The following is a 21866-nucleotide window of genomic DNA, read 5'->3' on the forward strand; positions in this document are numbered from 1 at the left end:
AGGAGGTACACCGTGCACACGCCGCACGCCACCAGCGAATTCGGCACCCTGCGGCAGGTGGCCATGCGTTACGCCGGCGACTTCACGCGGGACCTCGACGGCCCCGACGTGCATCCCGTCCTCGCCCGTCAGCGCGCCACCAGCATGTGGGCGCCGTACGACACCTCGACGGTCCGCGCCCAGCAAGACAACCTGATCGGCCTGCTCCGCAGCCGCGGCACCGAGGTGATTCTCCTCGACGAGGCCCCAGGCTGTTCCGCCCAGCACTTTCCCCGCGACATCGGCTTCGTCATCGACGATGTTCTCGTCATGGCGCGACTCAACTCCGACCACCGCCGGCCCGAGGCCGACGCGCTCGCCCACCTCTTCGCCGAAGCGCCGAACGTGGTCCAGTTGGACGAAGGAACGATCGAAGGCGGCGACGTCATGCTCCACCGCGACTCGCTCCTGGTCGGCCTCAGCGAAGAAACGTCGCCCGCTGGCATCAAGGCCCTGCAGGCCGCGCTGACCGGCCGCGGCCTCGACCGCGAGGTCACCCCGATCCCCTTCAGCGTGGACGGCATCGTCCACTTGGACGACCACTTCACCATCGTCGCCCCCGACACGGCGCTCATCCACCGCACCGTCTTTCCACCCGCCCAAGTCCGATGGTTCGAGGAACGCTTCGACCTGATCGAGGTGACCGACGACGAGGCACTCGCCGTCCAGGCCAACGTTCTCGCCATTGCCCCCGACACCGTCATCGTCGCCGCTGGCAGCGACCGTATTGCCGGCCAGCTGACTGCGCGCGGCCTCGAGGTCCTTGCTGTCGACTACTCCGAGGTCACCAAGGTCCCTGGCTCCCTGCGCTGCACCACCCTGCCCCTCAACCGGGCTTGATCAGCTCCCCGCGCGATCCCACGGCCGCCGTGCGGCCCGCATTTGCTGTGCCGACGGCCGCACCCGACCGGCGCATCTGCCCCTGTCCCCGCACCCTGGAGCGCCCGTGCCCGCCCAGTCGTCCCTGCTCCTTGCTGTTCCGGTCGTGGTGCTGGCCTGCCAGGCTGGCGGGCGCGTCGTCCGGATGGTCGGCCAGCCACCCGTCATTGGGGAGATCCTCGTCGGAATCCTTCTGGGCCCCTCCCTGCTGGGCTCGCTCGCCCCCGGCGTCCAGCGCCACCTCCTTCCGCCCTCGGTCCTCCCCGTCACCTCGGCGTTGGGCACGCTCGCCCTCCTCGCCTTCGTCTTCCTTATCGGCCTCGAACTCGACCTGAGCTCTCTGCGCACCGCCCGCAACGCGGTCATCGCCGTCAGCCTCGGCAGTCTCCTGCTGCCCGTGGCCCTCGGCTCGGCGCTCGCCTCGGTGATGTATCGGCATCTGGCGCCTCCCGGCGTGGGACGGCTGCCGTTCGTGCTGTTCGTCGCCGTCGCCATGGCCATCACCGCTTTCCCCGTCCTGGCGCGCATCCTGGCCGACCGCGGCCTGGAAGCCACACGCCTGGGCACGTTCGTTATGGCATGCGCTGCCGTAGACGATGCCCTCGCCTGGTGCCTGCTCACCGCCGTCGTCGCCGTGTCCACCGCCGGGACCGCACTGTCCGCCCTGACCACCCTCGCCTGGGCGGCCGCCCTCGTGACCGCCGTCATCCTCCTGCGCCCCGTGCTGCTCACGCTGCTCAAGCGCGCAGGGCGCACCTCCGACGACCTCGTGCTGGTGGTGCTGTTCGCCGGGCTGTGCCTGACCGCCTACGCCACCGATCAGATCGGCGTCCACCCCGCGTTCGGTGCCTTCCTGATCGGCGCCGCTGCGCCCTGCGGTCTGCCGGCCGTCGAGCGCAGCGCCGCCCGCATCCGCGCCGTGTTCCTGCCCACCCTGCTCCCGCTGTACTTCGTCGACACCGGCCTGCACACCGACCTCTCCGGACTCCCCGCAGGACAGTGGGGCTGGGGACCGGCGATCCTGATCGTCGCAGCCGCCGGGAAATGGGCTGGTGCAGCGGGCGGTGCCCGGCTCACCGGCTCCGACTGGAGGTGGGCGGCTGCAGTCGGCACGCTGATGAACTGCCGGGGCGTCACCGAACTCGTCGTCCTCGGAATCGGGCGCGAGATCGGCGTCATCAGCGGCGCGCTGTTCAGCCTCCTGGTCCTGATGACCGTCGTCACCACCGCGGCCACCGCCCCGCTGCTGCGCCGCTTGGCCGGCCGCGACCCCAGAATGATCCCCCCATCGCCGTCGGCGGCCGGTCCAGCGCACAGGGCAGCGCCGGAGGCCGCCGGATGATGCCCAGCTCGGTCACCCCGGAGATGGTCTTGAAGGCGGTCCTTGCGCGGCGCAGCTGCGTCCGGCTTACCGAACCGGGGCCCACACGCGTGGAGTTGGAGGCATTGGTGCAGGCTGCGGCCACCGCTCCCGATCACGGCCGGTTGCGGCCCTGGCGGCTGATCCCGGTGACCGGCCACGAACGGGGCCGCCTGGGCGACGTGCTTGGTGAAGCGGCAGCGACCCCTCAGCAGGCCCAGCGCGCCGCTGTGAACGTGCTGCGGGCGCCGATGCTCCTGTCGATAGTGCTCTGCCCGGTGCCCGACCACCCGACGGTGCCCGAATGGGAACAACTCGCTGCCACCGCCGCCATGGTCACCACCCTGACGCTGCTGCTGGACAGCCGCGGATGGAGCTCGATCTGGCGCACCGGACCGGCCGTCGAGGCGCCGCAGGTCCGCAAGCACCTCGGCATTGGCGATGAGGAGAAGCTGCTTGGCTGGCTGTACACCGGCACCCGCCCGTCGACCGAGACGGTCCGAGAACGACGTCCCCTCGACGTCAGCACCAAGATCAATTGGGCTTATGCGCCGCCCGTGGGCCCCTGAACGGGCGCCTCGTTCCACGGCACGTACAAGATGGGCCTGGTGCACCTGCTCCCTGCCGGGATCGGCGGGCCTTACGTTCAGAAGTCGTCGAGCGGTTCGCCCGAGGTCAGCCGTTCGATACGCGAGGTAAGCCTCCTGCTGATCAGATGACGCGCCTGCTCCGCGGCACGCTTCGCCAACTCCGCGTGTTCCTCGTCGTCGCCGCGAAGACGGGCCAGCACAGCGCCGGTGATCAGTAACTCAACTCTGTCGCGCTTCCGTTCCGTGGGCATGCCCTGGGCCTCCTTCCACGCCTGCATGCCAGCCTCGGTCAAGCCGGCCACCGCGAAGGCCCACGCGGCCTGCCCTTCGAGTTCGTATCGGTCGAACCAAGCCAGCCAGTCCACGGCCGAGGTCGCCCTGACCCGGGCAAATCCATCCCGGGCACGCCCCACTGCCCTCATCGTCTGGTCCGGGCTCTTGTTGAACGCCCAGGCCCGCGCCTCGGTTATAGCCGCGTACGCCCTCACCAGCGGGGGCGCCCCGTCGCAGGCGAGAACAGCGCTGCGTGCGTGAGTGAGCACCTCTTTGCGGTCGCCCTGGGACGCGGCCAGCCGGGCTTGGTGGATGTGCACCCGCGCGATTCGGGCACGGTCGCCGATCGCCTGCGCCAGGCGCATCGCCTGCAGGTCGTACCGCTGCGCGATCCCGGGAAGATGATCGTCATACGCCATGCTCGCCATCGCCAGCACCGCATCCGCCACACTGCCGTAAAGGCGCCGGCCCACCTTCGCCGAGAAGGAGCCATTGAGGAGCGGGATGGTGTGCATGGCCAGGAAGGCCGCAAAGACACTTCGGAACTTTCCTCCGCCGTGCTGCGCATCCAGTGTCCCGTAGAGCCGAGTCTGGTCCTCGAGCAGCTTGATGTCGGCCAGCGTGACCTTGTAGGTGCCACGACCGGAGATCTCCGCATCGGGCGGCATGACAAGCGCTTCGCGGGACGCGGGCCCGAACACACCCGGGAAGAAGGTGTTCTTGATCAAGCTCCGGTCGCGTGCAGAGTCGAGCTCCCACAGCCTCGACAGCACCCGGACCGCGTGAGCGAGATCCCTGTATTCGAGGGAGTCAGTGGCAATGTCCGTGGTGGCAGCCGGCCAGCCGAGGCTCTCCGGAGTCACTATCTGGCGCAGATGCTCAGAGAGCACATGGCAGGCAGCAGCCGCGAGCGGCGCACTCGGCGTCGTCTCGTTCCTGCACCACCGCGACACCGTGCTCGGACTGACCGTTTGCGGCAAGCGAATGGCCTCGCAGCGCGCGCCCACCCGGTGAGCGAAACCCCGCCGCGACCAACCGAGTTGATCTAGATATTTGATCAGCGCCTCATTCTGGCTGCTGCTGATCGCCGATCCGGCCCGCGCCATCACACCACCCTCCGTCGCGAATTGAGATGGGTGCCGGCCCAGCGCGACCATCGGGCGGGCGCCGGGTGCTCGGCCAAGACGATCAGCGGCTGGCGGGGCCACCGAGGCAGCCAGAGGGTGGTGGACGCGCGGCCAGCGACCGTGGTCGCCGTGCGGCACCCGCGACTTCCTGCCAGGGCGCGCTGGCCATTTCTCCTGCGCGCGGACGCGCCCCAGGGCTTTCCTGTCTACGGCGGATGAGTCCGGCGCCACCGGCCGCCCCCGGCGATGCATCGTCGGCCATCGGATCTACGCGGGAGGGAGCGGACGTCCCTTGCCCGGTCGAGGGGCGCCGACCGTGCCGGCATGGAGCCTTCGGGTTGGGTCTGCGCCGCGCGTGCAGGAGCCTGGGGTACACGACCTGGCCGCACCAGTGGCACCGGGTACGCCATCGGTACGAAACACCAGGGAAAGGGTCCAAGGGCTCGCCCGCGCAGAGACGCATGTCCGCGACAGCCAGCGCCTCAGGGAGAAATACACCCCGGGAGTTGTGCGCGCATCGCGCCCCCGGTCGGTCGTGGATGACGTCGGTCAGGCGAGGGCGGCGCACGCGGCCGCAGACAGTGCACTGGGCCGGCCACGGATCTCTGAACCTTCCGGGAAACGCTATGAGGGGGCGATATGCGAACTCCGCCATCACCGCTTCCGGGCCAATGACGCCTTCTGTGATGAGGCTCGCGAGCTGCGACCCCGCGTCCGGGCACGCCGCGTGGCTGTCGGCTGACGGACACAGGCCGTCTCTGCGTGACGGGATGACAGCGAGCTCGGATACAGCGGGCATCGAGGTCTCCAATACAGCTCCGCGACTGCGGGAAGCCGGTCGAAGTGGGGGATGGTTCCTGCCGTCGGCGTGCTCTTGATGCCGGCGCGCCTTAGCGGCGGGGTACTCACGCGAGCTGGGCCATGGCCTGCCGCACCCGGCGCGCGTCATGCCGGCTCACCTGCTCGTAGTACCGCAGGGCCTGCCGGTAGAGGGCGCGTGCCTCCTCGATGCCGGAAACTGCGTACAGGTTCTGGGCCAGCAGCTCCCGGCTGCGGGCACGCCAGCGCGTGCTGCCGAGCTGATCGAATTCGTGCACGGCTTGCCTGCCGTAGGCCTCGCCTGCTCTGAGGTCGCCCGCCAGGGCGTAGGCGCGGCCGAGCCACGCCAGCGCCCTGGCGGCGTCGAGAGGATCGCGGATCTCGGGGACGGTGGACAGGGCGGTGCGGGCGGAGTTGAGGGTGTCGATCGCCTCAGTGAGCCGTCCGGTCTGGAGGTGGACCTGTCCCAGGCAGATGTCGGTGATGGCCACACTGCGCTGGAAGGTGTGCCGGTCGTGTTCGTCCTCGCTGGTGCGGCTGAGCAACTCGCGCAGGGTACGCGCCTGGACGAGGAAGTCCTCGGCGTCCTGGAGATGTTCGACTTCGAGGGAGACCGAGCCGAGTTCGTGCAGGGCCTGTGCCTCGGCCCGCTGGTCACCGTCGGCTCGGGCGAGGGAGAGGACCTCTGTGAAGGCGGCTGTGGCCTGGTCGAAGCGTCGTGCTCCGCGCAGGCCCACTGCCGAGGTGCTCAGCAGTTCCCGCTCGGCAACGCGGTCCTGGCAGCGTCGGGCCGCATCGAGCCCCAGGGAGTGGGACTCGAACCACAGGGGGTAGTCGTGTGTGGCTCGCAGCAGGGGCCACAGGGCATGCGCCAGCTGGTAGAGCGACGTGTCCATCCCCGCGGTGTTCGCCGCCCGGATCGCCGCGGCCAGGTTGTCTCGCTGCGCCACCAGCCAGGCCAGCGCACCCTTCTCGTCGAACGCGAATCCCTCGATGACCGGGAAGGCGTAATCCCGGCCGATCCGCCGGTGGGTGGGTGTCAGGACCAGCTCGGCCGCCGTGGCACCAGCGAGATAGAAGTCCAGCCCCCTGCGCAGGACCTCCTCGCCGTCACCGTCGGCGGCCTCGACCGCCCGCTGGCGGGCGTGGACGCGGGCTGCGTCATGGAAGCGGTAGACGGGCCCGCGCTCAGGGCGCTCTTCGCCGGAGGCGGGCTCGAGGAGTTGGGCGGCGCGCAGGACACGGAGCTGCTCTGCGGCCTCGCTCTTGCTCAGGTCGCACACAGCCGCGGTCAGCGCCGCATCGACGTCCACAACGAACAGGGAGCCCAGGCGCCGGTAGACCATGGCGGCCGGGGTGGTGGGCGGCAGTGCCGCGTAGGCGTGGTCGAGGGCCGCAGTCACGGCTGTCTCCTGACGGGTGAGCGACGGGCGGACGTGGTGCAGATCTGCGTGGAAGCCGTCGAGTGACGTGGTCATTGCGGCGAGCGGCCGATCGGGATGCTGCGCGAGCTGGGTGACGGCCAGGGCCAGCGCCATCGGCAGGCCGGCGCACAGGCCGGCGATCTGAGCCGCGGCCTCCGGCTCGGGGCTAACGCGGTCGTCGCCCAGGCAGAAGCTGAGGTAGGCCTGGGCCGCGTCTAGGGCAAGGGGGCCGAGGCGGTGCAGGACCGCTCCGTCGCCAGCGAGGCTGGCCAGATGCTCCCGGCTGGTGGCCACGACGATGTGGCCGCGCCCGCCGGGCAACAGCGCGCGGACCTGGTCGGCGTGCACGACGTTGTCGAGCAGGACGCTCACCGGCGTGTCCGGCCGCTCGGCGGTTACTGAACGCCACCACGCGGTCATCTCATCGACGGCAACCGGCCGTGCCCCGGGCCGCATTGAGCGCAGAAGCCGTCCCACGATTTCCGCCGGGCGGGCGGGGCCGTCGGGAGTATAGGAGCGTAGATCCGCATACAGCTGGCCGCCCGGGAAACGGTCGCTGAGCTCGTGCAGGAGCCGCGAGGCCAGCGCGCTCTTCCCGATACCGCTCGGCCCGCTGATCACCACGATCCGGACGGTGCTGTCGGGCAGGCGCTGCAGTCGGGTTGTCAGCCGGTCCAGGTCCTCCAACCGGTCGGTGAACGCCGCGGGCAGCGGCGGAAGCTGCCGCGGCGTGGGCGGGGGGAGTGGAGCCTCGTGCAGGTGGATGCCCCCGGTGATGGACTGGGCCTGGATGCTGGGCCCGTACAGCACGCTGTCCGCAATGCGGTTGCTGACGCCGTCCGGTCCCACAGACTCGCGGGGCACGAGACTCCCATCGGGCGAAGGCGACATGTTCACAGGCCCACCACCGCGGTGACGGCGCCGTCGGTGACGCTCCGGCTGCCGGACACCGGCACGACCGTTCCCCGTGCGGTGTGCGCAGTGCTCACCGGTTCCGTTGCCGGTCGACTTCCGGCAGGAGCCGTCCACCGGTCGGAGGTCTCGAAGCCGCCGGGGCGGAGGCTGACGCAAGGCAGATCAGGCCCCGACATCCGGGCGGCGGAGACGAGGGGCACGGGGACGTTCACGCCGACCTCCTGGGACGGCGGTCCGACGTCGAGGCCTGTGCCGCCGCTGCCAGGGCAGCGCGGCTACCTGCGGACCCAGTGGATGGCTGTGGCTGGGCGCGGGCGGCTTGCCGGAGCTGGCCCAAGCTCCATTCGGACGGCAGCGCCCTGCGGAGGGCCTCCTCCAGCAGCTGGCGTTCTCCCGTAGCCGTGGGGCCGTTGCGTACGCCGCTCTGCGTCTGGCAGGGATGGTGGTCGACGTACACCTGACGACGGAGCCGCTGGGCGTTGCTTCCATCCCAGCCCCATGCCGTGCACGTGTACTCGGTGAGCAGCGATGTGGGCTTGGCGAGTGATTCCGGCACGAGGTGCATGGTGATGACCCCGTCCTCGGCCAAGCGGAAGAGGTGGGGCATTCCGTCAGATATCCGGTCAAGTATGGTCTCGTGCAGCAGCAGCACCGTCCGGCACCGGTGCGAGGATGCTGTTCGCCGGCCGGGGCTGGCGGGGGCAGGTCGGTCCGGCAGCGGAAGAAGGGATGCCGGGAGGGGGCCGGCGCTGTAGACGAGGGCGGCTCGGGCGCTGGCCTTCAGCGCGTCCACCCACACCTTGGACAGGGAGAAACCGTCCAGGCGGTGCTGATGGCCAGGATGCGTGAGGAGCGAACGTGCCTCCTGCGCCTCGTGGTCGGGTGCTTCGTAGGCGCCCAGCAGAGCGCTCGCAGTCGCGGCAGACATCGGAGCCCGCGCCTCCTCCAGCGCGCGAATCCTCGTGGCCGATGCTCCGATGATGTTCGCGGCCTGCTGGACGCTCAGCCCGGCGAGCCTCCGGAAGCGGCGCATCAGGGCGCCGACCAGGACAGGAGGCAGGGAGGGTATGTCGCACTGCGGTGCGCACGGCGGGGAAGCGAGTGCGCCGGTCATGGGCGTGCCACCGTGGGATCCGCTGGATCAGTGACGGTGGGGACCTGGCAGTGCAGGAACAGGTCCTGGTTCGGGTGCAGTTCGGCCCTGCACTGCATCAGGGCCAGGTGACCGCCAGGTGTGCTGGTGGTCTTCTCGTGTCCCCAACCGGTGTCTTGAGCCAAGGACAACAGCCTGTTGGGAGGACTACCGGTCGGCAGCAGGACTTCGCCGCGTACCCACCGTTTGCCTGTGCGGGCGGCGAAGTCGGTGGCCCACAGGGTGACCAGCCGCAGGATCGGCTCTCCCGCAGGAGCATCAGGGGACTTGGCGAGGTGGCACAGCAGCAGGCTGGGCTCGGCGCCTGCGGGTATGTCCCAGGTACTGAGGCGGGGTTCGCGCACGAGGTGCAGTGCCGCCAGGAGCTGGCCGTCGCCAGCGAGCGTGACGATCTCGGCGCCGCCGCCGTGCTGGAGGAGGTTGACCACAGCTTCTGTGTGAGGGCGCAGGGCGGGGCGTGCCTGGGACCAGGAGGTCAGATCGGCGGCGAGCCGGTCGCGGTCCTCCTGCCGGGCAGGGACAGGCGTCATGACGTACGGCGGTCGGGTGGACACGGGGTCGGGGTCCTGTTCGTGGGTCAGCGGAGCGGGGCTGTGCCCGGGCGGGCGCGGCAGGGCTGTGAGTCAGGCGGCTGCTTCCTCGACGAGGGCTTCGTCCGGCGGTTCGGCAGGGCGGCTGTACCTGATCAGGGTCTGGGCCGCTCCGACGAGGCCGGAGTGGGAGAAGGCCTGCGGGAAGTTGCCCACCATGCGCTGGCGGCGGGAGTCCCACTCCTCGGCCAGCAGACCGACGTCGTTGCGCAAGGCGAGGAGTCGCTCGAACAGCTCGTACGCCTCGCCGGTGCGGCCGATCTCCGCGAGTGCGTCGACGAGCCAGAAGCAACAGATCAGGAATGCTCCCTCGTCTCCGGTCAGTCCGTCCACGCCGGCATGCGCACCGGCGGTGGGGTAGCGCAGAAGGAAGCCGTCCGCGGTTGACAGTTCTCGCTGGATGGCCTCGACCGTGCCGATGACCCGCTTGTCGTCCGGCGGCAGGAACCCAACCTGCGGGATCAGCAGGAGCGCGGCATCGAGCTCGACGGATCCGTAGGACTGGGTGAAGGTGTTGCGCCCGGTGTCGAAGCCCCTCTCGCACACGTCGCGGTGGATCGCCGCACGCAGCCGCCGCCAACGTTCCACGGGGCCATCGGCGCGCCGGGCCTCGACCATTTGGACGGCGCGGTCGACGGCCACCCACGCCATGACCTTCGAGTGCACGAAGTGCCGCCGTCGGTCGCGGACTTCCCAGATGCCCTCATCGGGCAGAGTCCACTGCGCCTCGACAGATTCGATGAGCGCGGCCAGGAGGCGGTTGATGTTCTCGTCGCATTCGAGGCCGTGCAGGGCGGCCACGTGGAGGGCCTCGACCACCTCGCCGTAGACATCCAACTGTCTTTGGCCAGCGGCGGCGTTGCCGATCCGGACGGGTGCGGATCCCTCGTATCCGCACAGCCATTCCAGCTCGGATTCCGGGAGTTGGCGCTCCCCGGCGATGCCGTACATGATCTGCAGGTTCTCTGGGTCGCCGGCGACCGCGCGCAGCAGCCAGTTACGCCAGTCGCGTGCCTCTTCGCGGTAGCCGGCGCGCAGCAGGGAGGACATGACGATCGCGGCGTCCCGCAGCCAGGTGTAGCGGTAGTCCCAGTTGCGGGTGCCGCCGATGTCCTCGGGCAGCGAGGTGGTTGGCGCGGCCACGATCCCGCCGGTCGGAGCGTACGTCAGGGCCTTCAGCGTGATCAGCGACCGGACGACTGCGTCGCGGTAGGGGCCGGCGTAGGTGCAGTGGGCCGCCCAGTCGGTCCAGAACGTCTCCGTCGTCTCCAGGGCCTCCCCGGTCTTGATCCGTTCCGGGGCGCATGCGTGGGAAGGCTGCCAGCTCATGGTGAACGCGACACGCTGGCCCGCGTCGAGGGTGAACTGCGAAAAAGGGTCAGGCAGTTCGCCGCTGATCTCGCTCTCCGTGTCCAGCCACACTGCGTCGGGCCCGGCGACCAGACGGGTGCGACCGTTCACGGTTTCCGTCCAAGGAACGATCTGCCCGTAGCCGAAGCGCAGGCACAGCGCGGATGCCACCACAACGGTGCCGGTGACAGCTTCGACGATGCGGACCAGACGGGGCGCGCCCTCACGTGGCGGCATGAAGTCGGTGACCCGGAGTGTCCCGGTGGGTGTGTCCCATTCCGACTCCAGGACCAGCGAATCTCCCCGGTAGACGCGCCGCGCGGCCGTCGGCGGTGCCTGCCCGGAGCTGGTGGCCGGGCCGATGCGCCAGGTGCCGTTGTCGGCGTTGCCGAGAAGCGCTGCGCAGACCGCGTCGGAGTCGAACCGGGGCAGACACAGCCATTCGACGCTCCCGTCCAGCCCGACCATCGCCGCTGTCTGCAGATCGCCGATCAGTGCGTAGTCCTCGATACGCCCAGCCATGCAAATTCCGTCCTGTGGTGTGGCGCCGGTCCAGTCGGATGGAGGCACCCTGGTGGTTATGTCGTTTGGGCCCGACGGCCTTGGGTGGGGCGGTTTCACCTGCTCGGGGGCGCTGTGCAGGTTGCTTCGCTCTAATGGGTGAGCGCCGGCAGTGGCGGGGGAATGTCGACTGCAGCGCTCAGCCACTTGCAGGCGTCAACCGTGGTGTGCACGGTGTGGTGGGGAACGGGATCACCGCGGCGGCGCGATCGCCCGCGTGAGACCCAGACGGTGTGCAGCCCCGCCCGGAGTCCGCCCGCGATGTCCGTGGCCAGGCAGTCGCCGATCATGGCCGTCCAAGTGCCCTCGTCGGCATGGAGGTCGTCCAGCGCGAGCTGGAACAAGGCCTCGTGCGGCTTACGCACGCCGTAGTCACCGGAGATGACGACTGTCGTGAAGAACCGATCGAGTCGGCTGACCTCCAGCTTGATGCGCTGCGCGGCCGGTGATCCGTTGGTCACGACACCGAGCGACCATCCGTCGGCAGTCAGCGCTTCGAGGGCGGCACATACGTCCGGCCGGTGCGGCACGAGTTCGGCCGTGCGTGCCTGGTAGGCGGCATGCTGCGCGGCGATGGACTTTTGGATCCCGAAGGTCTCCTTGAGATCGGCGAAGAAGGCGTACCTGGCGCCGGCGTGACGTGCGTCGGCCTCCGTGATCCACGGACGTGGGATGCCGGTGGCCTGGGAAAACTCGGCGGCCCACAGAGTGAACGCGGCGGCGTGGTCGGTGAGGGTGTCGTCCAGGTCAAAGAGGGCGATCTTGGGAGCGGGCATCACTGCCACCCCCGCACCGGGCCGGGTACCGCCGTGGGCGCACATCTGCCGTGGCCTGGCGGCGCCAGCGCGTCTTCGTCGGAGGCCGCCGGCTCGCTGGGGGGTGCAGACGGCTGCCTCTGGACTGAGAGCGCGACAAAGAGCCAGATCGGGGCGGTGAGCAGCCGGCCGGCCGGCGATCGGGTCACCCACCGAAGGGACACATCGGCGGTGCGGGCTCCGCGCGGAGGGATCGTGATCCACTCTCCGCTCAAGTAGTTGGCTGGAGGTGGCCAGCCCGGACCACCAAGTCGCGGAGGTACGTAGCCGGATCCGAGCGGGACGAAGAAGTGCCACACATTGCCGTCGGCGAAGACGGCTCCTTGGGGCAGGCCAAGACGCTTGAGCTGCAGGAGGACTGGAGCAGCATGGTGTGCGGGGGCCTGGACGACGTCGAAGGCACGCCCCGTCGGTAATGCTGTGGCGGTGGAACTGCGCCACGCTTGGCCCAGAAGTCCGAATGCCTCCTGTTCAGGATCGTCGAGGGCCGGCGAGGTCGGGCACGGTTCGACGTCTGCGGCGGCCGGCCTGTCCGCCGTGCCGTGGTGCGGCGGCGCGAGCGGGGCGGTGACGGTGGCCATGCGGTGTCTCCAGGCGAGTAAACGGTGTCGGGGCATGCGGCGTGGCCGCTGACGGCGGTGCGGCTCGGCCGCCCGAGATGCTGTGTCAGGCCGGCACGACCTGCGTGGTGGGGCTGTCCGGCTGGCTGGCGAGACGTTCGGAGTAGTGGCCCTTGTCGATGCCCAGGGCGAACTCGGCCAGCCGCAGCGCCTGGATGTCGGAAGTGCCGGCGGGCGCGTATATGTGGAAGGCATCGCGCACGTAGCGCCCTATCGGCCGGTTGCTGACCAGGCCCGCAGCCCCGTGGATCTCCATTGCGGCGCGCGCCGAGTCCAGCACGGTTTCCGCGACCAGCTTGGCGTTCATCAACTCTGGGTCGCAGGGAAGACCCTGGTCGAGGAGGCTTGCCGCGTGGTAGGCGGAGAGCCGTGCGGTCATCAGCCGTGACTGCATCCGGCCGAGCTTGTCCTTCACCGTTGGCAGATGGTGAAGCGGATTGCCGTAGCGCTTGCGTTCGTGGCACAGGGCGGTGGTTGTCTCCAGGATGGCCTGGTGCAGGCCGAGGGCCACGGCGGCCAGGTTGAGGCGCCCGTACAGGATGCTGGAGGAGTAGGCCACGTCCCTGCCATCGCCCTCGGCGCCCAGTCGGTTGCTCGCCGGGATGCGGCAGTCGTTGAAGATCAGCTCGCCGAAGCTAAATCCGTGCAAGCCCAGGGTCCCCGGGTGCGAGGTAAGGCTCAGTCCGGGGGTGCCCCGTTCGACCAGGAACGCGCTCAAGCCTCCGGATCCGGTGCCGGTGCGGGCGACCACGCCGTGGAGGTGTCCGATGTGGGAGTTGCCGACGTAGACCTTCGCGCCATTGAGGACGTATTCGTCGCCGTCGCGTACGGCAGTGGTCTCCATGCCGAGAACGTGGCCGCCGGACTTTTCCTCGGTGACCCCGATGGTGGGCAGGCAGTCCCCTGCGGCAACCTTCGGCAGATAACGACGCTTCTGGTCTTCAGTTCCGAAATGGATGATCTTGGCGACTCCGAGCTGGGACGCCTGCACCATGGCTCCCATGGCCGCGCTGACGCGCGAGAGTTCCTCGATGATGATCGTTTTGGCCAAGTGGCCGGCGGCCATGCCGCCGTATTCCTCGCCGATCGTGGCGCCGATCCATCCCTGGCGGGCGATCACGTCCGCGAGGTCGGTCTCGATCTCCCCGGTCTGCTCCATCTGATCCACACGCGGTGCGACCTGGGACTCGGCGAAGCCCCGTACGACTTCCCGGAGTTGGTGGTGCTCTGCAGCGAGATACGAGGCGGACATGGTGGGGTTCCCTCCCTGAGAGAGCGCTGTCGGGCGCGGCGCGGGGTGTGTTCTAGTGCGGCGGCTGGAAGCCGGCGCGGCGATAGAGGAAGGCCATGACCTCGTCGCGGCACTGCTTGATCAGTTGGAGCGATCCCTGACCCGTGGCGAGGGGCTTTTCGACGGGACCGACGAAGCAGACGGTCCCGAGCGCAATGCCCTCATGCATCAGGGGTGCGCCCCCATAGGTGCGGATGCCGATCAGGTCCACCACGTCGTTGCCCGCGAAACGGGGGGAGGCGAACACGTCAGGCAGGATGAGTGCCTTTTTCTTGTCCACGACCTCGGGACAGAAGCCGTGGTCGAGGGACATGCTGCGGCCTACCGTGGGCAGCTCGCTGTCGTCGCCGGGGGTCGCCAGACCGAAGAACTGCTGCTCAGCGCCAAAGATGTTGACCATGGCGTAAGGCACCCGGGCGGCTTGTGCCAGCCGGATGGCGAAGGCGTCGAGCTCCGCGTCGGGACCGGTGAGGCCTAGAGCATGCTGCAGGTCGGCACGCGCGAGCTGTTCGGCGGTCTGGGCTGGCGGCGTGGTGGGGTTCGGGCGGGTCATGTGAGAGCTCCAGAGGAGGAGACGCCGTGCAGTTCGAGGCTGCGGCGCACGAGAGTGATCAAGACGTGCTTGGCTGAGGAGCGCTGCCGCACGTCGCAGGTCATGACGGGGATGTACGAGGCGAGACGGAGGGCCTGGCGGACTTCGTCGGGGGTGTATCGGATGGCGCCGTCAAACTCGTTGATTGCGATGACGAACGGCAGGCCACGTTCCTCGCACCAGCTGACGGCTGCGAAGGAATCCGTCAGACGCCGTGTGTCGACGAGCACCACGGCGCCTACGGCACCGTAGGAGAGGTCGTCCCAGAAGAACCAGAACCGCTCTTGTCCGGGGGTGCCGAACAGAAACAGGATCAGCGAGTCGAAGGTGATCCGGCCGAAGTCCATGGCCACGGTGGTGACGGATTTGTCGGCTATTCCTTCGAGGTCGTCTACCCCCGCGCTGGCGACGGTCAGAGTTTCCTCGGTCGTCAGCGGTTCGATCTCACTGAGGGTCGTGATCATCGTGGTCTTGCCGACGCCGAAGCCGCCCGCCACGACGATCTTGAGTTCTTCCGCAGGTGCGCTGGCGCGCCCGTGGCGGTCGCCTTCAGAGGGAGGTTTGTAGAGCATTGAGCAGTCTCTCCAGAAGGTGCACGTCGGGCTTGGACGTGCCAGCGGGGTTGACGAGAGCGAGTGCCTGAGCGTCGAGGAGATCGCTGATCAGGACCTTGACCACTTGGACCGGCTGGTGCAGCCGGGCCGCGAGCTCAGCGACGGAGCACGGAGCGCCGCTGCAGTGCAACAGCAGCGACTCGTGCTCGTGGCTCATCTGCGCGGGTAGAGCTGTGGCCTCGGTGATGAGGCAGGTGGTCAGGTGCAGCGGGTGGGTAGGGCGGGTGCGTCCTCCGGTGATCGTGTAAGGACGCACATCGCCTAACGTGCTGTCGGACCACCCACCACGCGATTCCACGTCAAAGCCCCGGGTTGTAGCCGTTGTTGCGCCGCGCCTGGATGATCAGGTGCTCGTCGAGACCCTTGATGAGCTTCTCCATCTCGTGCCCGACCTGCCCCACGTCGGCCTGGGGGTCGGTCACGACGGCCAGGACCGTGCCGAGGACTGCCTCGTTCACCATTCCGGCGCTCATCAGGAACAGGTATCCGGCGTCGTGCTCCACGACGACCTGACGCACACCGCCCTTGGCGTTCTTGAACTGCTGTCGGGCCAGCGCCCAGATCCCGGTGATGGCCGCGGCCGTGGTGTCCGCCTCGTCAACCGTCTGTTCCGTATAGGCGAGTTTGAGGCCGTCACCAGTGCCCAGCAGAGCATGCTGCGCACCAGGGATCCGGCTCACGAAGCTGGTGAGAAGCCCGTCCAACTGGGCTCGCGCCGACGCCGCCTGGTCGCTGGTGATGGCCTGGCTGTCCACGTCCATTGTCAACTCCTGCTCTGCATGTGGGGATTGGTGGGCGAAGGGCCGTCCGGGGCGGTCAGCGCGTTGGAGCCTTCCGACTGCCGCTGCCCCTCATCGAGGGGCTCACGAGACTGGAAGCTGGCCATCAGACCGCCGGTGGGACGGCCGGCAGGTTCCTGCTGCCGTGGTCGCGGCGCCTGGCCCTTCGGCTGGCTGACGTCCCGGACCGGCAACGGCGGCCTGTCGCGGCCGGCGTCTGCTGGAGGGTGCGGCCGGGCGGGCGCAAGCGGAAGTTCGTGTGTCGGGCCCGTCCTGGGCGACTCGGCGCTGCCGGAGTGCGGCGCGCCGCTTCGGCCTGGAGGCGAGGCTGATGCGCTCGTGACAGGGGCGGATGCCGTCGACATCTCGTGGGCTTCGACGAGTAGTTCGTTCGGCAGAAGGACGATGGCGTGGGTGCCGCCCACGATGTTGGGCCGAAGCTGAATGGTGATCTTGTGGCGCCTCGCAAGGAGCGCGGCTACCAGGAGCCCGAGCTGCCCCATGCGCAGACGGTCGCGTGGATCGTCACTTTCGGGGTTGGCCAGGAGCCGGTTGAGGGCATCACGCTTTTCCTGCGACATCCCCGTACCGCGGTCAATCACCTCGATTGCGATGCCGTCGCCGGTCTGGGTGGTGTGAACCTCAACCTTCTCGGTGGAGAAGTCTGTGGCGTTCTCCATCAGCGCGGCCAGGAGATGCACCAGGTTGGGGCTGACGTATCCGGGGACCGACGCCGTCACCGGTGTCAGTGCACGACGCACCCGCGCGTACTCGGGGATTTCGGCGATAGCTCGCCGGATTGTCGTCGCGACGAGGATGGGCGGGCTGTTGCGGGACGGCAGACTCCCGCCTATGACCGCCAGGCTTTCCACGGCGCGCCGAATCTGCGTCAGCAGGTGGTCGATGCCGAAGATCTGATGCATCAGGTCCGGATCCTCAACGCCGTTCTCGACCTCGGAGATGACGCTGATGCTTCGGTTGACCAGGCTCTGAAGCCGGGGAGCGACCGACTTGAAAATCTCAGCCAGTTCCGCCTGCGGGTTCAACACACCGTGCGTGTGCGCCGCCGCCCGCATCACGGCCTGCCAGGCCTCGGTGAACCCTGCTTCCAGAGCGGGGATCACATCGAGGCGCACGTCGCCTGTGCGTGGGTGGACAGCGGGTTCGGCGAAGTTGGTCCGTGCCGCGCCTTGCTGGGCCTGCCCGAGCGCCCAGCGCACCTGTTCCCGGCCCTTGTCGATCGCAGCCATGACACTGGCCAAGGCGCCCAGCGCTTCGTCGCGCTGGGCGCGGAGCTGCCTGAGCGCTCCCTCATGCTCGGCGTGGAGCTGCGAGATGTGCGCAACAGCGTTGCGGGTGCGTCGAGAGCGAGTCACTGTCCACCACAACAGGCCCCCAGCTGCGGCGACCGCACCGAAGACGCCGGCTTCGGTGGGCACGGCGTCGAGACGGTCGAGGAACCATGCCCCACCCACTACCAGAGCCGAGAGCGTGCTGGAGAGGACGGCCGGGGGCAGGCGAAGGCTGTCATCGGCGTGCGCTCTGCGACGGCTGCCACGATTCGCGGCCTGCTCGCGGGCAAAGAGATCAGACATGGCACACCTCGCGCCGGCGAGCCCCGCATACCCGTCGCATCCCGGCCCGCGTCTGGCTGAGCGCCTCATGAAGCGCTGCCGAATCCGTGACCGCGGCCGCTGTTGACTCAGGCACACTGGCCCAGAACCGCGCCCGACATTGCAGCTGATAGCCCTTGGAGAGGCACTGGAGGCTCCGGCCGCTACTGCAAACGGAATGCGGTGCCCCCCACCGGTCAGCGGAACCGGATCCGACGGGGATGAGCAGGATCTGGTGGGTGAGGCAGCACAGCAGTGGTCCGACCTCGCGGCTCTGGTCAACCATCAAGTCGACCGAAGCCATACCGAGACCCACGCCGACGCGGACGATGTCGAAGTCGCGCGGGAGCCTCGGTGGGAGGGGGGCCTCGCCGAATTGAATCCGCCAGGCATGGCGCGTGATCAGGGGAGTCATCAGCTCTCCGGTCAGGACGGGAAGCCCGTCGTCGGTCAGTGCGGAACCTTCGCGGCAGGGACCACGGTGAGCGGCGACGAGCCGCGTGCAGCTGTGCCTGCGCTCTCATGCCCGCCGGTCGCGGGACAGCAGGTGGGCCGGCTGCCGCTGGGCGGAGTGGATCCCCGCGCCGGCGGCAGCCGGGAGACCGAGCGCGAGGCTGCGCTGGGTCTCGCTCTCAACTTCCGGGGATCGAGGGCCCTGGCGATCCCCAGGCGACGGAAGTCGGAGCCCAGGTCGGGCAGCCCGAGCGGCATACGGGGGAGTGCCGAAACGGGTGCCCAGGTCGATGAGTGCGAGGTCGACGGACGAGGCCGCCGCTCACGTACCCCAGCGGCGGCTTATGGAGCCCGGGAGCCGAGGAAGCCGAGTGCGTTGTTCTTCATGCCGCCGAGCCCGATTTCAGGACGGCCTCGCGACAGCACACCAGCGTGGTGATGCCGGACGGGAGCGCGCCGAGGACGCCGATCTGCGAGGGGTGAGTCGCCACGGTGGTGGTTCCTTAGTCGAGATCCTTGAGGGGAAACCGAGTCCTGTGCACGAAGGGCAGCAGGCGGCCGCTTCGGATGAGCCGAGGTCGTGCACCAAAGCCTTCCCGGTCACCAGCGCCGTCGGTAGATGAATCCGCACCCCACTTCACCCCACTTGGGGCGAGCGATCAGAGCGTTCGACTGCTCGTGTATGCACGGCGGACGTGGGGACATTTATGCCCTTAGGGGGACACTCTGTCGAGCGTTCCCCGTTTGGATCGGGCACCCGGCCACCTGATGAGTCCGGCACCCCACTTCACCCCACTTCGCTGAAGTGGCTTGACAGCATGGGTCGTTGTGTGTTCCTGGCCTTCTGGATGCGGCGGAGCGGGTCCGGGATGCGGTGTGCAGGCGTGGCGTTGTGGCTGGTCAGATCCCGCCTGAGGGGGCCTGGCGCTGCAGGTGGGTGAGCTCTGCGGCTGAGTGGCGACGTGCCCAAGGGTGTCGACCTCCGGTCACGCCGCCGCATGTGCGCCGACCGCGAGAAAACCAGGCAATTGGGCCAATTCGTCTGCCTGGTGGCCAGGCGGCGGCCCAGCGCACTCATCCAAGTGGGGTGAAGTGGGGTGCCTTCTCGTGTACCGCGCCGATCTGTCATGAGCCAACGTGGTCCAGAGGACTACCCCGGTCCACGCCCCCGGGCGTCTCAGAGCAACCAGGAGACGAGGGCATGCCCATCCCCGCTACAACCTCGGCGAGCGCTGCCGGCCTGCGTGGCGAGCCCCTCGCACACGCCGATGCCGACCTCACTGGTCTATCGGCCCCCCAGGGATTCGCCCGCCACCTCGTCCACGAGGTACTCGCCGACGAGGACGACTCGTGGAGGGACGTCATCGTCCTCGTCGCCGACGAGCTGGTGGGAAATGCTCACCAGCACGTCGAGGCCGGCAAGCCGATAGGGATGGCGGTGGACCTGTACGAATGGGGGGCAGTTGTCCAAGTCGAAGACAGCGGACGCGACATCACCGCCATTTCGTGTGAGCCCAAGGAGCCGGCACTTGAGGACGAGGGAGGGCGCGGCCTCTTCCTGATTGACACTCTGGCCAGCTCGTGGGGCGTGCGGCCGACTGACACGGGCAAGAGCGTCGTGGCCCTGTTTCTTCACCAGCCGGCCGGAGGAGGGCGATGAAGGGCTGCGACCTGCGCCCCAGAGCCCTCACCCCCGGACTGAGTCTCGCCCCGCTGGGCGTCAGCACAGGGACCACGCGCTGGGACTTCCCTGAGCAGATCGCCGATGACGGGCAGATCCTCAGAGGGCTACGCAGGGCGATTGAACTGGGAGCGTCGTTCGTCGACACCTCCGATGCCCACGGCAACGGACATGCTGAACGGCTGGTCGGGAAGGTATTTCGGGAGTACCGGCACTATGGGGTTCACGCCATCAGCAAGGTCGGGCGGCTCCGCGGTTCCGCCCCACACCCGTACGCCGGCCCGAGGGTCCGCCACCAGCTGGAGCAGACGCTGGAGAATCTGTACCGGGACGATCTGGCCGTCTACGTGCTGGACTCATACGACTTCGGCCCCGGAGATATGTACCTTGGCCCCGTCATCGCGCAGATGCACGCCATGCGCGACCTTGAGCAGATCCGGGCAATCGGCCTGCGAGGCCCCACCAGCGCTGACAGTGCCCACCAGATACGGCGCTTCCTCTGGCTGGTCGAGGAGATCCAGCCCGACGTGGTGTGGGCCCAGGCAAGTGGCCTCCTGCCCGCCGCCGTCCTGGAGGAGGGCGAGAGCCTGAGCGAGTTCACCGCGCGAAAGGGCCTGGGTCTGGTCGTTGCTTCGCCGCTCGGGCACGGAATGCTCGCCGGCCAGCGCAACCGCAGGGCTCTGGAGGCACTTTGCGGGCAAGGTGTTTGTCCCGAGGCGGCTGCCGCCGTCGTGGAGGGCGGACTGCGGGAGCTAGCCGGGCAGTTTGGGAGCGGGCACGGTAGCTTGGCCCCGCTCGTGCTGCGGTCGAGCCTCCAGCAGTCCCCCCATGCGCTCGTCGCCGTCGGTGTCGCGGAAGAACACCTGATCGAGCAGTGCTTCGACGCCCTGCCCGGCTCGCTCTCTCAAGTCGAGGTTGATCAGATCGATGCCGTCTTCGCCCGCATGAGGCTCAGCCTGCAGATGATGGCGGGCCGACCCGCCATGCATGAGCGAGTTGGAGGGCTCAGCTGAGCCGGACACGGTGTTCGATCGACCGTCGGCCTGAAAGGGTCGGTCTTCCTGCCGTTGAGAAGAGCACAGATCCGATGGGGCCGGCCTCAACTGGCGCAGGCGGCCAGCCCCAGGGGAGCACTTCGTAGGTCAGTCCGAGCCAGCGATCGGGTCGAACGCGCCGTCCTTCAGGCTCTGAATCCAGGCCCGAGCTCCATCCAGGGGATACAGCAGGGGCGGACGGTCGGTGCACTTGGTGTCGCTGACGAGGATCCAGTCGCCCATCCGGCCAACCCTCACGCAGTCTCCACCCCCGCCGCTGTAGGACGACACCGTCCCCTCCAGACGGGACAAATCGAGCTTGGAGAGGTCGGGCCTCTGCGACTGCACGGTCACTACAACTCCTTCATGATTTTCTTGAGGCGCACGCGGGTCTCGTCTGGCTCCAGTGCTTGGTTCCAGAGGTCGGTGAACACCGCGGCGTAGCGGTCCGTGTACAGCTCCTCGTCGATATACCCCGAGCTGACCATGTTCTCGAGCCATACGACGGACCGCGCAGGCCCGGGGAAATCCATCAGTACGAATCCGCCCGCGACGCCGGGGTGGACACCGATGGCGTCCACAGCGGGCAGGATCCTGATCATGCATCCGGGCTGCTCGGACTCGTCGACCAGCCGTTCCATCTGCTCCTCCAGGACGGCCTTGTCCATGAGGGTGCGCCGCAGACAGTCCTCGTCGATCAGGGCCTGGAAGTCGCTGAGTGCGCTCCCGGCGTTTCGCCTCTGGCGGTCCATGCGGATGTCGACGAGTGCCTTCACGTCGGCCGGGCGCAGATCGGGACGCATGCGCCCGATGACGTGAAGCGCGTATTGCCGGGTCTGAAGCCGGCCGGGGACGATCCGCGGCTGGTAGGTGCGAAACAGGGTCGCCTTCTGCTCCAGGGCGAGGAACCCCTCGAAGTTCATCGGCCCGAGGACTCCGGCATTGCGTCGCCAAAGAGCCGGCCGCGGACGGGTGGAGGGGCTGTCGGAGCTCAGCAGCGCGAGGATCTCGTCCCGCTCGGCGGGCTCCGCTCCGATGCAATCAAGGATCGCCTGCGCCAGGGCTGCCTCCTGGGCGAAGCGCTTGCGCTGGCCGTGCTCGATACGGCTCAGCTGACTGGGCCCCAGCCTGCGCGGCGGTTCTTGTTCCAGGAGCAGCGCGGAGACCTTGGCCAGCGTGAAGCCATGACGCTCGCGCAACTCCTCGATGCGCGCGCCTACTTCACGGAGCGTCAGTGACGACGGTGCCTCGTTACCGGGCGACATGCCGGTTAGTGTGCCTTCTCGCCGGGCTC

19 protein-coding genes are annotated in these 21866 nt (G+C 68.6%); 5 read left to right on the forward strand and 14 right to left on the reverse strand.

The window, feature by feature from the left end; all coding sequences use genetic code 11:
- Positions 1-12: 12 nt before the first annotated feature.
- The 3 genes from ACFYZ8_RS33845 to ACFYZ8_RS33855 all read left to right on the forward strand — a co-directional run bounded on the left by ACFYZ8_RS33845 (position 13) and on the right by ACFYZ8_RS33855 (position 2847).
- On the forward strand, positions 13-879 hold the full coding sequence (locus ACFYZ8_RS33845; RefSeq protein ID WP_389050465.1) for a dimethylarginine dimethylaminohydrolase family protein: 867 nt from the start codon (positions 13-15) through the stop codon (positions 877-879).
- Between the two features lie 106 nt (positions 880-985).
- The gene (locus ACFYZ8_RS33850; protein ID WP_389050467.1) at positions 986-2260 is read left to right on the forward strand and encodes a cation:proton antiporter; all 1275 of its coding nucleotides are present in this window, start codon (positions 986-988) and stop codon (positions 2258-2260) included.
- Positions 2257-2847 carry a nitroreductase gene (locus ACFYZ8_RS33855; protein WP_389050468.1) on the forward strand — a complete coding sequence of 197 codons (591 nt, stop codon included), beginning with the start codon at positions 2257-2259 and terminating at the stop codon, positions 2845-2847. Before ACFYZ8_RS33850 ends, ACFYZ8_RS33855 begins: the two co-directional genes overlap by 4 nt.
- Before the next feature lie 77 nt (positions 2848-2924).
- Here ACFYZ8_RS33855 and ACFYZ8_RS33860 read toward each other — a convergent pair whose 3' ends face one another.
- The 12 genes from ACFYZ8_RS33860 to ACFYZ8_RS33915 all read right to left on the reverse strand — a co-directional run bounded on the left by ACFYZ8_RS33860 (position 2925) and on the right by ACFYZ8_RS33915 (position 17386).
- On the reverse strand, positions 2925-4247 hold the full coding sequence (locus tag ACFYZ8_RS33860) for a helix-turn-helix transcriptional regulator (RefSeq protein WP_389050470.1): 1323 nt from the start codon (positions 4245-4247) through the stop codon (positions 2925-2927).
- Between the two features lie 926 nt (positions 4248-5173).
- Complete coding sequence (locus tag ACFYZ8_RS33865) at positions 5174-7375, reverse strand: hypothetical protein (protein ID WP_389050472.1); 2202 nt, start codon at positions 7373-7375, stop codon at positions 5174-5176.
- A gap of 259 nt (positions 7376-7634) precedes the next feature.
- Positions 7635-8540, reverse strand: coding sequence for a helix-turn-helix domain-containing protein (locus ACFYZ8_RS33870; RefSeq protein ID WP_389050474.1), 906 nt, complete (start codon positions 8538-8540; stop codon positions 7635-7637).
- Positions 8537-9133, reverse strand: coding sequence for a hypothetical protein (locus tag ACFYZ8_RS33875; protein ID WP_389050476.1), 597 nt, complete (start codon positions 9131-9133; stop codon positions 8537-8539). Before ACFYZ8_RS33875 ends, ACFYZ8_RS33870 begins: the two co-directional genes overlap by 4 nt.
- Before the next feature lie 69 nt (positions 9134-9202).
- Complete coding sequence (locus ACFYZ8_RS33880) at positions 9203-11041, reverse strand: glycoside hydrolase family 15 protein (RefSeq protein ID WP_389050477.1); 1839 nt, start codon at positions 11039-11041, stop codon at positions 9203-9205.
- Between the two features lie 131 nt (positions 11042-11172).
- Positions 11173-11856: an HAD family hydrolase gene (locus tag ACFYZ8_RS33885; RefSeq protein ID WP_389050480.1), complete on the reverse strand. Its 684-nt coding sequence runs from the start codon at positions 11854-11856 to the stop codon at positions 11173-11175.
- Positions 11857-12561: 705 nt separating this feature from the next.
- Positions 12562-13767: an acyl-CoA dehydrogenase family protein gene (locus ACFYZ8_RS33890; protein WP_389050482.1), complete on the reverse strand. Its 1206-nt coding sequence runs from the start codon at positions 13765-13767 to the stop codon at positions 12562-12564.
- 52 nt (positions 13768-13819) lie between these two features.
- Positions 13820-14359 carry a GAF domain-containing protein gene (locus ACFYZ8_RS33895; RefSeq protein WP_389050485.1) on the reverse strand — a complete coding sequence of 180 codons (540 nt, stop codon included), beginning with the start codon at positions 14357-14359 and terminating at the stop codon, positions 13820-13822.
- Positions 14356-14970 (reverse strand): ATP/GTP-binding protein, encoded by a 615-nt coding sequence (locus tag ACFYZ8_RS33900; RefSeq protein ID WP_389050487.1) that lies wholly within the window; start codon positions 14968-14970, stop codon positions 14356-14358. Before ACFYZ8_RS33900 ends, ACFYZ8_RS33895 begins: the two co-directional genes overlap by 4 nt.
- Positions 14948-15268 (reverse strand): DUF742 domain-containing protein, encoded by a 321-nt coding sequence (locus ACFYZ8_RS33905; RefSeq protein WP_389050489.1) that lies wholly within the window; start codon positions 15266-15268, stop codon positions 14948-14950. The genes ACFYZ8_RS33900 and ACFYZ8_RS33905 overlap by 23 nt, the downstream gene beginning before the upstream one ends.
- A 43-nt stretch (positions 15269-15311) precedes the next feature.
- The gene (locus tag ACFYZ8_RS33910; RefSeq protein WP_389050491.1) at positions 15312-15773 is read right to left on the reverse strand and encodes a roadblock/LC7 domain-containing protein; all 462 of its coding nucleotides are present in this window, start codon (positions 15771-15773) and stop codon (positions 15312-15314) included.
- 2 nt (positions 15774-15775) lie between these two features.
- The gene (locus tag ACFYZ8_RS33915) at positions 15776-17386 is read right to left on the reverse strand and encodes an ATP-binding protein (RefSeq protein ID WP_389050493.1); all 1611 of its coding nucleotides are present in this window, start codon (positions 17384-17386) and stop codon (positions 15776-15778) included.
- 1672 nt (positions 17387-19058) lie between these two features.
- Here ACFYZ8_RS33915 and ACFYZ8_RS33920 point away from each other — a divergent pair.
- The gene (locus ACFYZ8_RS33920) at positions 19059-19517 is read left to right on the forward strand and encodes an ATP-binding protein (protein ID WP_389050494.1); all 459 of its coding nucleotides are present in this window, start codon (positions 19059-19061) and stop codon (positions 19515-19517) included.
- Positions 19514-20551, forward strand: coding sequence for an aldo/keto reductase (locus ACFYZ8_RS33925; RefSeq protein ID WP_389050496.1), 1038 nt, complete (start codon positions 19514-19516; stop codon positions 20549-20551). Before ACFYZ8_RS33920 ends, ACFYZ8_RS33925 begins: the two co-directional genes overlap by 4 nt.
- Positions 20552-20680: 129 nt before the next feature.
- Here ACFYZ8_RS33925 and ACFYZ8_RS33930 read toward each other — a convergent pair whose 3' ends face one another.
- Both ACFYZ8_RS33930 and ACFYZ8_RS33935 read right to left on the reverse strand, forming a co-directional pair.
- Positions 20681-20926 carry a DUF397 domain-containing protein gene (locus ACFYZ8_RS33930; RefSeq protein ID WP_389050498.1) on the reverse strand — a complete coding sequence of 82 codons (246 nt, stop codon included), beginning with the start codon at positions 20924-20926 and terminating at the stop codon, positions 20681-20683.
- A complete protein-coding gene (locus tag ACFYZ8_RS33935) occupies positions 20926-21837 on the reverse strand; it encodes a helix-turn-helix domain-containing protein (protein WP_389050500.1) in 912 nt (303 codons plus the stop codon). The genes ACFYZ8_RS33930 and ACFYZ8_RS33935 overlap by 1 nt, the downstream gene beginning before the upstream one ends.
- Positions 21838-21866: the final 29 nt, after the last annotated feature.

It is taken from the genome of Streptomyces sp. NPDC001668 (assembly GCF_042893155.1).
Taxonomy (GTDB): domain Bacteria; phylum Actinomycetota; class Actinomycetes; order Streptomycetales; family Streptomycetaceae; genus Streptomyces.

Excerpts from the sequence above, each read along its gene's own strand:
- ACFYZ8_RS33885 (WP_389050480.1), bottom strand. The coding sequence starts at position 11,856 with ATGCCCGCTCCCAAGATCGCCCTCTTTGACCTGGACGACACCCTCACC.
- ACFYZ8_RS33870 (WP_389050474.1), bottom strand. The coding sequence starts at position 8,540 with ATGACCGGCGCACTCGCTTCCCCGCCGTGCGCACCGCAGTGCGACATA.
- ACFYZ8_RS33895 (WP_389050485.1), bottom strand. The coding sequence starts at position 14,359 with ATGACCCGCCCGAACCCCACCACGCCGCCAGCCCAGACCGCCGAACAG.
- ACFYZ8_RS33880 (WP_389050477.1), bottom strand. The coding sequence starts at position 11,041 with ATGGCTGGGCGTATCGAGGACTACGCACTGATCGGCGATCTGCAGACA.
- ACFYZ8_RS33855 (WP_389050468.1), top strand. The coding sequence starts at position 2,257 with ATGATGCCCAGCTCGGTCACCCCGGAGATGGTCTTGAAGGCGGTCCTT.
- ACFYZ8_RS33935 (WP_389050500.1), bottom strand. The coding sequence starts at position 21,837 with ATGTCGCCCGGTAACGAGGCACCGTCGTCACTGACGCTCCGTGAAGTA.
- ACFYZ8_RS33920 (WP_389050494.1), top strand. The coding sequence starts at position 19,059 with ATGCCCATCCCCGCTACAACCTCGGCGAGCGCTGCCGGCCTGCGTGGC.
- ACFYZ8_RS33860 (WP_389050470.1), bottom strand. The coding sequence starts at position 4,247 with ATGGCGCGGGCCGGATCGGCGATCAGCAGCAGCCAGAATGAGGCGCTG.
- ACFYZ8_RS33890 (WP_389050482.1), bottom strand. The coding sequence starts at position 13,767 with ATGTCCGCCTCGTATCTCGCTGCAGAGCACCACCAACTCCGGGAAGTC.
- ACFYZ8_RS33925 (WP_389050496.1), top strand. The coding sequence starts at position 19,514 with ATGAAGGGCTGCGACCTGCGCCCCAGAGCCCTCACCCCCGGACTGAGT.
- ACFYZ8_RS33910 (WP_389050491.1), bottom strand. The coding sequence starts at position 15,773 with ATGGACGTGGACAGCCAGGCCATCACCAGCGACCAGGCGGCGTCGGCG.
- ACFYZ8_RS33915 (WP_389050493.1), bottom strand. The coding sequence starts at position 17,386 with ATGTCTGATCTCTTTGCCCGCGAGCAGGCCGCGAATCGTGGCAGCCGT.
- ACFYZ8_RS33900 (WP_389050487.1), bottom strand. The coding sequence starts at position 14,970 with ATGCTCTACAAACCTCCCTCTGAAGGCGACCGCCACGGGCGCGCCAGC.